General features: G+C 65.2%; 9 protein-coding genes. 5 read left to right on the top strand and 4 right to left on the bottom strand.

Going from position 1 to position 10,143, the window contains the following annotated elements:
• Positions 1 to 316 precede the first annotated feature (316 nt).
• From AC630_RS36685 to AC630_RS36670, 4 genes are all read left to right on the top strand, one after another.
• Complete coding sequence (locus AC630_RS36685) at positions 317 to 736, top strand: HIT domain-containing protein (RefSeq protein WP_074123268.1); 420 nt, start codon at positions 317 to 319, stop codon at positions 734 to 736.
• 27 nt (positions 737 to 763) lie between these two features.
• Entirely contained in the window at positions 764 to 1,708 is a 945-nt protein-coding gene (gene nudC, locus AC630_RS36680; RefSeq protein ID WP_074123267.1) for an NAD(+) diphosphatase, read from the top strand.
• Positions 1,709 to 1,721: 13 nt separating this feature from the next.
• Positions 1,722 to 2,639 carry a PfkB family carbohydrate kinase gene (locus AC630_RS36675; RefSeq protein ID WP_074123266.1) on the top strand — a complete coding sequence of 306 codons (918 nt, stop codon included), beginning with the start codon at positions 1,722 to 1,724 and terminating at the stop codon, positions 2,637 to 2,639.
• A gap of 103 nt (positions 2,640 to 2,742) precedes the next feature.
• Positions 2,743 to 3,252: an Lrp/AsnC family transcriptional regulator gene (locus AC630_RS36670; RefSeq protein ID WP_074123265.1), complete on the top strand. Its 510-nt coding sequence runs from the start codon at positions 2,743 to 2,745 to the stop codon at positions 3,250 to 3,252.
• 200 nt (positions 3,253 to 3,452) lie between these two features.
• Here AC630_RS36670 and AC630_RS36665 read toward each other — a convergent pair whose 3' ends face one another.
• Positions 3,453 to 4,952 carry a phosphomannomutase/phosphoglucomutase gene (locus tag AC630_RS36665; protein ID WP_074123264.1) on the bottom strand — a complete coding sequence of 500 codons (1,500 nt, stop codon included), beginning with the start codon at positions 4,950 to 4,952 and terminating at the stop codon, positions 3,453 to 3,455.
• A 401-nt stretch (positions 4,953 to 5,353) separates the two neighbouring features.
• Here AC630_RS36665 and AC630_RS36660 point away from each other — a divergent pair, with 401 nt between their 5' ends.
• Entirely contained in the window at positions 5,354 to 5,983 is a 630-nt protein-coding gene (locus AC630_RS36660) for a transglutaminase-like cysteine peptidase (RefSeq protein WP_074123263.1), read from the top strand.
• 39 nt (positions 5,984 to 6,022) lie between these two features.
• Here AC630_RS36660 and AC630_RS36655 read toward each other — a convergent pair whose 3' ends face one another.
• From AC630_RS36655 to AC630_RS36645, 3 genes are all read right to left on the bottom strand, one after another.
• Positions 6,023 to 6,535, bottom strand: coding sequence for a TIGR02281 family clan AA aspartic protease (locus AC630_RS36655; protein WP_074123269.1), 513 nt, complete (start codon positions 6,533 to 6,535; stop codon positions 6,023 to 6,025).
• A 311-nt stretch (positions 6,536 to 6,846) separates the two neighbouring features.
• On the bottom strand, positions 6,847 to 9,324 hold the full coding sequence (gene hrpB / locus AC630_RS36650; RefSeq protein ID WP_074123262.1) for an ATP-dependent helicase HrpB: 2,478 nt from the start codon (positions 9,322 to 9,324) through the stop codon (positions 6,847 to 6,849).
• A gap of 158 nt (positions 9,325 to 9,482) precedes the next feature.
• Positions 9,483 to 10,143: UDP-glucose dehydrogenase family protein (locus AC630_RS36645; protein WP_143198591.1), on the bottom strand; the 661-nt coding region annotated here is incomplete at its 5' end.

Raw genomic sequence — 10,143 nt, 5'->3', positions numbered from 1 at the left:
CGGGCCTCCAGATCTGCACGATCGTCAGGATCTTCCGGGACCGCGAGGTCCCGCCAGCGTCTCATCTTCCATCAGGAAGACGCCAACAACATGCAACCCGGGACCCATAGCCACAGGGAGCAGTTGCCGAGCGAGCTGGTAACCGCGAGTCTTCGCAAAACTTCATCCTGTGGTTATGGGTCCCGGATCAGCGCTCCGCTTGTCCGGGACGACGATTGAGCATGCCTATGCAGCGGCTCCGATCCTTCCCCTCGCTAACTCCGTATCGTATGGTCGGACCAACAAGCCCGACCCATCGGGCCATCCGGAAACCTTCATGCCCGATCCCGCCTGGTCGCTGCACTCCCGCCTGAAAGAAGACACGATCGACATCGGTGACCTGCCGCTGTCGAAGGTGCTGGTCATCAAGGATGCGCATTATCCCTGGCTGCTGCTGGTGCCGCGGCGGCCCGATGCGGTCGAGATCATCGATCTCGACGAGGTGCAGCAGGCGCAATTGATGACGGAGATCTCGCGCGTCTCGCGCGCGCTGAAGGAGATCACCAAATGCGACAAGCTCAATGTCGCAGCGCTCGGCAACCTCGTGCCGCAGCTTCACGTCCACATCATCGCGCGCCGGACCAGTGACGCGGCATGGCCGCGGCCAGTCTGGGGCGTGATGCCACCTCTGGCACACGACGCCGCCGAGGTGCAGAATTTCATCAGCGCGCTTCGGCGCAAGATCTGGTTGGGTTGAAAGAACGATTGGGTTGAAAGAACAATAATGTCAGCATTCGACTCGTTTCCGCTGGGACAGCCGGCCTTCGTCACCAATGTCCTCGATCGCGCCGCCCATCTGCGCCGCGACGACGAAAAGCTGTTCGCGATGGAGCAGAAGCCATCCTCGCGTGCCTATGTCGTCTATCGCGACTCGCTGCTGGTGAAGCGCGAGGGCGAAAAGATGCGGGCGCTGCTGTCGATCGACGAGGCGCTGAAATGCGGCGCCAATCCAGGCACGATCTTCCTGGGCCTGCGCGACGGCGCCGCAATGTTCGGCATGGGCCTGTCACAAGCCGCTGCCGAAAAACTGATCGGCCGCGAGGACTATGCCGTCACCGAGCTACGCGGCATGGCGATGCAGGGCACGATCCCGCCCGACGAGCTCTCGGCAATCGCGATGGCGAAGTCGATGGTGGGCTGGCATCAACGCCACGGCTATTGCGCCAATTGCGGCACCCGCAGCGCGATGAAGGAAGGCGGCTGGAAGCGCGACTGCCCTGCTTGCAAGGCCGAGCACTTTCCGCGGACCGATCCGGTCGTGATCATGCTGGTCGCCTCCGGCGACAAGTGCCTGCTCGGCCGCCAGAAGCAGTTTCCGCCGGGCATGTATTCCTGTCTTGCCGGCTTCGTCGAGGCCGCCGAAACCATCGAAGATGCGGTGCGCCGTGAGATCGTCGAAGAATCCGGCATCCGCTGCACCGACGTGCAGTATTACATGACCCAGCCGTGGCCCTACCCGTCATCGCTGATGATCGGCTGCAGCGCGCGCGCGCTGAACGAGGACATCGTCGTCGACCACTCCGAGCTCGAGGACGCGCGCTGGTTCACACGCGACGAGGCGGCTCTGATGCTGAAGCGGACCCACCCCGACGGGCTCGCCGGGCCGCATCCCTTCGCCATCGCCCATCACCTGCTCGGCCGCTGGGTACGCGACAGCAGCGGCGCCTAGGCGGCAACCATCGATGGCTGCATCAGGGATCGCGCCGCGCATCCTCTGCATCGGCATTCCCGTGCGCGACCTGAGCTTTCGGGTCGAGGCCGTGCCCGGGCGCGGCAGCAAGGCGAACGCCAGCCATCTCGCGGAGATCTGCGGCGGCAACGCGCTCAATGCCGCGATTGCCATCGCCCGGCTCGGCGGCCGCGTCGCGTTTGCGGGGCCGATGGGCGATGCGCGGGAGACGTCGAGCGGCTTCATTTTCGAACGGATGGCTGCCGAGGGCATCGAAACCACGCATATCGTGCGCATGCCGGGGCTCATGACGCCCGTCTCCGCGATCATGATCGACGGAACAGGCGAACGGACGCTCACGATCTATCGCGATCCTGCCCTGTGGCACGTGAAGTTGCCGGATGCCGACGACCTGCTGACCGATTGCCAGGCGGTCCTCGTCGAGAGCCGCTGCGGCGCCTTTTGCATCGATCTCTGCAGTGAAGCACGCCGGCGCGGCGTTCCCGTCATCGTCGGCGTCGACCGCGCGATGGCGCTGACTGACGGCCTGCTCACGGCCGCCTCGCATCTCCTGTTTGCCAGCGAGCAGGTGCAGGAGACCGCAGGTGTGGGCGACGATGCCGCGGCGCTGAAGCGTCTGGCTGCGCTGACACCGGCGTTCCTCGCCGCCACCCGCGGGCCGCGCGGGACGATCTGGCTGAACGAAACAGGCGAGCCGGAGGAAACGCCGGCTTTCCCGGTTCAGGCGGTCGATACGCTCGGGGCCGGGGACGTCTTCCACGGCGCCTTTGCGCTTCGCCTCGCCGAAGGCGGCGGCACCCCGGAGGCGCTGCGATTCGCCGCAGCCACCGCAGCCCTGAAATGCGCCCGCCATGGCGGCGGCCAAGCGGCCCCACAACGCATTGAAGTTGAAGAGCTTTTAGCCAGATAGCCGGACACTGATCCGGCTTGGGCGCCAAGAGTACGGGCTTGCGGTAGAAGATTTTTCTATATATGAGTGAAACTTGCCTCGATAATGGAACAAAGTTCTTCAAATGACTGATGCCGCCGCCCAGATCCCCGAGACCAGCCGTCGCCTCGACGCCATCGATCGCAAGATTCTGATGGTCCTCCAGGAAGACGCCTCCCTGTCCGTCGCCGAGATCGGCGACCGCGTCGGCCTGTCCTCGACCCCCTGCTGGAAGCGCATCCAGCGCCTGGAGGCCGACGGCGTGATCCTGAAGCGGGTGGCGCTGGTCGACCAGAACAAGATCGGGCTCGGCATCTCCGTGTTCGTGTCGGTGGAGAGCGCCGACCATTCCGACGCCTGGCTCAAGAAGTTCGCCGAAGCTGTCAGCGCCATGCCCGAGGTGATGGAGTTTTATCGCATGGCCGGCGACGTCGACTACATGCTGCGCGTCGTGGTCGCGGACATGCAGGCCTATGACGTCTTCTACAAGAAGCTGATCAGCGCCGTGCCGTTGAAGAACGTCACCTCGCGCTTCGCGATGGAGAAGATCAAGTCGGTCACCGCGCTGCCGATCCCGGCGGTGGTGGCGGCTTAGGGCTCACGCCAAGAAAGTTGTCATCGCCCGGCTCGACCGGGCGATCCAGTATTCCAGAGACAGCGATGGGATACGGAGAAGCTGCGGCGTACTGGATGCCCCGGATGTCCCCGGAACGGGGTCGGCCATGTCCTCAGACTAAACATCAAGCCGGGGCATGACAGCGGAGAGGAAGGCTTGGATTAGGCCTCCAAGCCACCTCAGATCTTCTGATTGTACTCGCCGACTTCAGGATGCGTGCGCAGCACGCTGTCCACCATCTCGAACATGTCGCGCATGCGCTGCTCGGAGACCGGGCTTTCGACGACGACGACGAGCTCGGGCTTGTTGGAGGAGGCGCGCACGAGGCCCCAGCTGCCGTCCTCGACCGTAACACGCACGCCGTTGACGGTGACGAGATCGCGGATCGCCTGACCGCCGATCTTGGCACCCTTGGCCTGCAGGCCCTCGAAGTGCTTCACCACCTTGTCGATGACGCCGTATTTGACCTCGTCGGCGCAATGCGGCGACATGGTCGGCGACGACCAGGTCTTCGGCAGCGCGTTCTTCAGATCGGCCATCGACTTGCCGGGGGCGCGGTCAAGCATGTCGCAGATCGCGATCGCGGAGACCAGACCGTCGTCATAGCCGCGGCCGAACGGCTTGTTGAAGAAGAAGTGGCCCGACTTCTCGAACCCCGCGAGCGCGCCCATCTCGTTGGTGCGGCGCTTCATGTAGGAATGGCCGGTCTTCCAATAGGCGGTCTTGGCGCCCTGCTTCTGCAGCACCGGATCGGTGACGAACAGGCCGGTCGACTTCACGTCGACGACGAACTGCGCGTCTTTGTGGATCGCCGACATGTCGCGCGCGAGCATCACGCCGACCTTGTCGGCAAAGATCTCCTCGCCGGTGTTGTCGACGACGCCGCAGCGGTCGCCGTCACCGTCGAAACCGAGGCCGACATCGGCCTTGTGATGCAGCACCGCGTCGCGGATCGCGTGCAGCATCTCCATGTCTTCCGGATTCGGATTGTATTTCGGGAAGGTGTGATCGAGCTCGGTGTCGAGCGGGATCACCTCGCAACCGATCGCCTCCAGCACCTGCGGCGCGAACGCGCCGGCGGTGCCGTTGCCGCAAGCCGCGACGACCTTGAGCTTGCGCGTCAGCTTCGGGCGGCTGGTGAGGTCGGCGATGTAGCGTGCCGGATAATTCTCGTGGAACTGGTAGGAGCCGCCGGCCTTGTTCTTGAAATCGGCGTTGAGCACGATCTCTTTCAGCCGCGTCATCTCGTCGGGACCGAATGTCAGCGGGCGGTTGGCGCCCATCTTCACGCCGGTCCAGCCATTGTCGTTGTGCGAGGCCGTGACCATCGCGACGCAGGGCACGTCGAGATCGAACTGCGCGAAATAGGCCATCGGCGTCACCGCCAGTCCGATGTCGTGCACCTTGCACCCCGCAGCCATCAGACCGGAGATCAGCGCATATTTGATCGAGGCCGAATAGCCGCGGAAATCATGACCGGTGACGATTTCCTGCTTAACGCCGAGTTCGGCAATCAGCGCACCCAGCCCCATGCCGAGCGCCTGTATCCCCATCAGGTTGATTTCCTTGTTGAACAACCAGCGCGCGTCGTATTCGCGAAAGCCGGTGGGCTTCACCATCGGCTCTGATTCGAAGGCGTAGGTGTTGGGCAACAAGACGGATTTCGGCTTGGGAAACATTGAGACGGTCTCGTGAAAAGGGCAGGAATTGATGCAGCCTTAGCGAATGCCGGGCCGCAGCGGAAGGCGGGAATGGCAGCTTATGGCTTATAATTGCGGCGGTTTGGTAACGGGGACGGTTAAAGCTGCCGGACGAAACTGGGACGACGCGGAATGGATAGCCAGCGCTCCCGGCGGCGCTCGATCCGCGCCGCCATCGACCAGGATTTGCGGACACAATCTCTGATCGCAAATCATGTTGAAACCACTGCCCCGCTGTGCGTATGCTGTTCGGGAGTATTCCGTCTCGCCGCCGAAGATTCGGCGGTGCCCCGGCATTCGATTGCGACCTGATCGTTCAATTTGAGCATTGACTCAAAGCCTCTCGAGCTTGCTCACGGCGCGAACGTCGGAGACAACGCATGCGCAGGGTGTCGATTCCGGTTGCGGTCACGGCCGCCATGATGATGACTGTCGCTCAAATGATGACCGCGGCTCACGCGGCGAGCGAGCGATCTCTGCGCGCACCGACCGTTTCGCCGACCGCGCGCCCGTATCTCACGTTTGAGGACCCGGCCCTTCCGCCCTTGGCGCACACCGCATTCTGCCTGCGCTACCGTGACGAGTGCCGCGCCCGCATGCTCTTTCGCGGTGGACCGGTCCGGCTCACCGAGACACGGTTGGCAGATCTGAAAGAAGTCAACCAGACCATCAACCGCGCCATCATCCCGGACCCGACTGAACTCGGCCCGGTGGTGGAATCCTGGCTCGTCGACCCGAAGCGCGGCGATTGCAACGATTATGCCGTCAGCAAGCGCCACCGGCTTCTGAGCCGTGGGTGGCCGCAGCGCACGCTCCTGCTCGCGGAGGTCGAGACCGTCTCGGGCAAGCACCATCTGATTCTGCTGGTGCGTACGAAGAGCGGCGACCTGGTGCTGGACAATCTGACTCCGCAGATCAGACCGTGGTCGCGTGCACCCTATCGATGGATCCGGGTTCAGTCGCCCGGCAATCCGAAATACTGGAACGCTGTCGGGCCGCGACGCGTGTAAGACTTTTCCGCCGTCGAGCCACTCGACGGCAATGCCGGACTATTGTTCCAGCACCATCTGGCCGTTGGCGTATTCGAAGCGCTTCAGGCGGGACAGGAACGAGAGGCCGAGCAGGTTCTCGGACAGCGCTTCGTCCGGGAGCACCATCGCGTCGACGTCGCGTACGACGAGGCCGCCGACCTCCAACATGGCGATGCGGGTGCGCGCGGCCTTGATGGTGCCGTTGGCGGTGGAGACGGTAGCGTTGTACTCGCTGCGCGAGGGACGCAGGCCGAAGCGGGCAGCCGAGGTCTCGTTCAGCGCCACCACGGAAGCACCGGTATCGACCATGAAGCCGATGCGTTGGCCGTCGATCCGGCCTTCGGTCTGGAAATGGCCGCGGCCGTCGCGGGGAATGTTGAGGCTGCGGCCGCCGGCGGGCGCCGTCGTTGCGACCGCGACCGTCGTGCGCGGCGCTGACGTTGCGGAAGCGGAGCTCATCTTGTCCGCCATCTGCGCCATGAACGTACCGAGGCCGATCATGACGGCCGCGAAGATCATAATGTTACGCATCATACCACTCGGAGCCGAAAGCTCGATTTCACCACGCGGCACGCCTGGCCGCGAGCGAAGCCGCCGCCAAGCGGTGCTATTTTGACGAAAAGGATGAGCGAACGGTTAATCCGTGACTTCAACCTCTCCCCGCCTGCGGGAAGAGGTCGGATTGCGCTCGGCGATGCGAAGCATCGTCCGAAGCAATCCGGCTGAGGGGGTACAGGTCTATCGATAGAGATCAGCTTGCGGAGAGAGCCCTCACCCCAACCCTCTCAGGGCGAGCGAAGCTCGTCCCGGCCCCGCAAGAGCGGGGCGAGGGAGAAGGCTTCTCACGTCCCGCGCGGCTTCGCCCGCCGGGTCGGCAATGCGCTCGCCGGATCGTCCGGCCAGGGATGGCGCGGATAGCGGCCGCGTAAGTCTGAGCGCACCGCGCTGTAGCTGCCGCGCCAGAAGCCGGGGAGATCGCGCGTCACCTGCACCGGACGTTGCGCCGGCGACAGCAATTCCAGCACCAGCGGCACCTTTCCGGCTGCGATCGACGGATGGGTGTTGAGACCGAACAATTCCTGGAGCCGCACCGCGATGGTCGGCCCCTGCTCCGCCTCATAGTCGATCGCGAGCACGCTCCCGGTCGGGGCCTCGAAATGCGTGGGCGCCTCGCGGTCGAGCCGCGCGCGCATCTCCCAGGGCAACAGCGCCATCAGCGCATCGGAGAGATCGCCGGCGGAGATGTCCTTCAACGTGGTCTTGTCGTAGAGCGCAGGCACCAACCAATCTTCGCGTCGCGCAATCAGCCCATCGTCGGAGAGATCGGGCCAGCTCTCGCCTTCGGCCTTGCGCAGGAACATCACGCGGTCGCGCCATTGTTTTGCTGCCTTCGACCAGGGCAAGCGGTCGAGGCCCGCAGCGATCAGCCCATCTGCAAAGATGCGCGCGGTTTCCTCCGAGGGCGACACGGCAAGCGTAGCCTCAGAGAGCGTGATCGCGTGCAGCGCACGCTTGCGCCGTGCGCGCAGCGCCATCGCGCCGCGATCGAAGGAGATCTCGTCGACGGTCTCGATATGCTCGGCGAAATGCCGCTCGATGTCGTCCTCGGCGATGGGTGCCGCAAGCAGAATACGCCCGCTCGCCGCCGTTCCCGTCATTTCGCCGATCGCGATATAGGGCGAGCGCGCGAGCGACGAGGTCGGCTCTACCGCCGCGCCACGACCGTTCGCGAGCACGAAGGTGCCATTGCCACGATTGCGCGCGACGCGGTCCGGGAAGGCGTAGGCGAGCATCAGGCCGGTCGAGAGATCGTCCTGCTCCGCCGCGGACTTCTCTGACGCCGCCACCTGCGAGGCCCAGCGCCGCGCGAGATCGCGCGCGCTGGCGGCACGCGGCGAGCGATCGCGGCGGAACTGGTCGCGCCGATGCTCGAGATCGACGCTGTCGCCGCCGAGCCCCCGTTCGGTGATGATGGCCGCGATCTCGGCGGCGGCCTCGCCCGCTCCTGCGCGATGCGAATCCACGATCATGCGTGCGAGACGCGGCGGCAGCGCCAGCGCACGCAGGCTCTTGCCTTCCGCGGTGATGCGGCCGTCGCCATCGAGTGCGTTGAGCTCGGAGAGCAGGCTCTTGGCTTCCTTCCAGGCCGGCGCGGGCGGCGGATCGAGGAACGACAACGCGGCAGGATCGGCGACGCCCCATTGCGCGAGATCGAGCACCAGCGAGGACAGATCGGCGCTCAAGATTTCCGGCTGAGTATAGGGCGCAAGCGAGGCCGTCTGCGGTTCGTCCCAAAGCCTGTAGCAGACGCCGGGCTCGGTACGGCCGGCGCGGCCGCGGCGCTGGTCCACCGCCGCGCGGGCGGCGCGCACGGTCTCGAGCCGTGTCAGGCCGATATCCGGCTCGTAACGCGGCACGCGGGCGAGGCCGGAATCGACCACGATACGCACGCCTTCGATGGTGAGGGAGGTCTCCGCGATCGAGGTCGCCAGCACCACCTTGCGCGTGCCCTTCGGCGCCGGCGCAATGGCGCGATCCTGCACGGCGGCATCGAGCGCGCCGGACAACGGCACGATCTCGATGCTGGCGTCCGGCACGCGTTCACTGAGGAAAGTCTGGGTGCGGCGGATCTCGGCGGCGCCCGGCAGGAAGGCCAGCACCGAACCGCTGTCCGCGCGAAGAGCCGAGGCGATCGCGTCGGCCATCTGCCGCTCCACCGGCGCGTCCACCTTGCGGCCGAGATAACGAGTCTCGACCGGAAAGGCGCGGCCCTCGCTTTCGACGACCGGCGCCTCCCCAAGCAACTTGGCGACGCGCGCACCATCGAGCGTGGCCGACATCACGAGGATGCGCAGGTCCTCGCGCAGGCCGAGTTGCGCATCGCGCGCCAGCGCGAGGCCGAGATCGGCATCGAGCGAGCGCTCGTGGAATTCGTCGAACAGGATCGCGGCGACGCCCGAAAGCTCGGGATCGTCGAGGATCTGGCGGGTGAAGATGCCCTCGGTCACGACCTCGATGCGCGTGGCGCGCGATATCTTCGAGCCGAAGCGAACGCGATAGCCGACGGTCTCGCCGGCGCGCTCGCCGAGCGATTTGGCCATCCGGTCGGCGCTGGCCCGCGCCGCAATGCGCCGCGGCTCAAGCACGATGATCTTCCTGCCCGCGGCCCAGGGCGCATCCAGCAGCGCCAATGGCACCCGCGTGGTCTTGCCGGCGCCCGGAGGGGCCACCAGCACGGCGGCGTTATGCGTCTCGAGCGTGCGCGACAAATCGTCGAGCACGGCATCGATCGGGAGGGGCGTGTCGAAGCTGCGGGGCAAATATCTATCCGTTCGTCATGCCCGAGCAAAAGCGCGAAGCGCGTCTTCGCACGAAAGCTGCCGGGCATCCACGTCGTTTGACTAGCCTAGAAAACAGACGTGGATGGCCTGGACAAGCCCGGCCATGACGGTTTCGGTAGACAACAATAAGGCGATGGTCAGCCCTGCACCGGCGGCCGACCGACGCTCTCGTAGGTGAAGCCGGCCGCCGCCATGTCGTCGGGGCTGAAGATGTTGCGGAGATCGACGACGACGGGCTGGGCCAGGGTCGCCTTTAGCCGGTCGAGATCCAGACCGCGGAACTGCACCCACTCGGTGACGACGACGAGCGCATCGGCGCCTTGCGCGCAGGAATAGGCATCCTCGCAATAGGTGATGCTGGGCAGCTCGCCCTTGGCCTGCTCCATGCCGACGGGATCGAAAGCCTTGACCTTCGCACCCATGTCGATCAGGCCGGTCACCAGCGGGATCGACGGCGCATCGCGCATGTCGTCGGTGTCGGGCTTGAAGGTGAGACCGAGCACCGCGATGGTCTTGCCGCGCAGGGAGCCGCCGAGCGCGTGGCTGACCTTGCGCGCCATCGCGCGCTTGCGGTTCTCGTTCACCGCCAGCACGGATTCGACGATGCGCAAGCTCACGTCATAGTCCTGCGCGATCTTGATCAGCGCCTTGGTGTCCTTCGGAAAGCACGAGCCGCCGAAGCCGGGGCCGGCATGCAGGAATTTGGTGCCGATGCGGTTGTCGAGGCCGATGCCGCGCGCGACCTCCTGCACGTTGGCGCCGACTTTTTCGGAGAGATCGGCGATCTCGTTGATGAAG

It is taken from the genome of Bradyrhizobium sp. AS23.2 (assembly GCF_001908185.1).
Classification (GTDB): domain Bacteria; phylum Pseudomonadota; class Alphaproteobacteria; order Rhizobiales; family Xanthobacteraceae; genus Bradyrhizobium.
The sequence above is the reverse complement of the archived record's forward strand: the minus strand, read 5'-3'. Positions and strand labels throughout refer to the sequence as shown.

Bases quoted from the DNA above. Each gene is read 5' to 3' on its own strand.
- AC630_RS36655 (WP_074123269.1), bottom strand. From the start codon at position 6,535: ATGCGTAACATTATGATCTTCGCGGCCGTCATGATCGGCCTCGGTACG.
- AC630_RS36670 (WP_074123265.1), top strand. From the start codon at position 2,743: ATGACTGATGCCGCCGCCCAGATCCCCGAGACCAGCCGTCGCCTCGAC.
- AC630_RS36665 (WP_074123264.1), bottom strand. From the start codon at position 4,952: ATGTTTCCCAAGCCGAAATCCGTCTTGTTGCCCAACACCTACGCCTTC.
- AC630_RS36675 (WP_074123266.1), top strand. From the start codon at position 1,722: ATGGCTGCATCAGGGATCGCGCCGCGCATCCTCTGCATCGGCATTCCC.
- AC630_RS36660 (WP_074123263.1), top strand. From the start codon at position 5,354: ATGCGCAGGGTGTCGATTCCGGTTGCGGTCACGGCCGCCATGATGATG.
- nudC (WP_074123267.1), top strand. From the start codon at position 764: ATGTCAGCATTCGACTCGTTTCCGCTGGGACAGCCGGCCTTCGTCACC.
- AC630_RS36685 (WP_074123268.1), top strand. From the start codon at position 317: ATGCCCGATCCCGCCTGGTCGCTGCACTCCCGCCTGAAAGAAGACACG.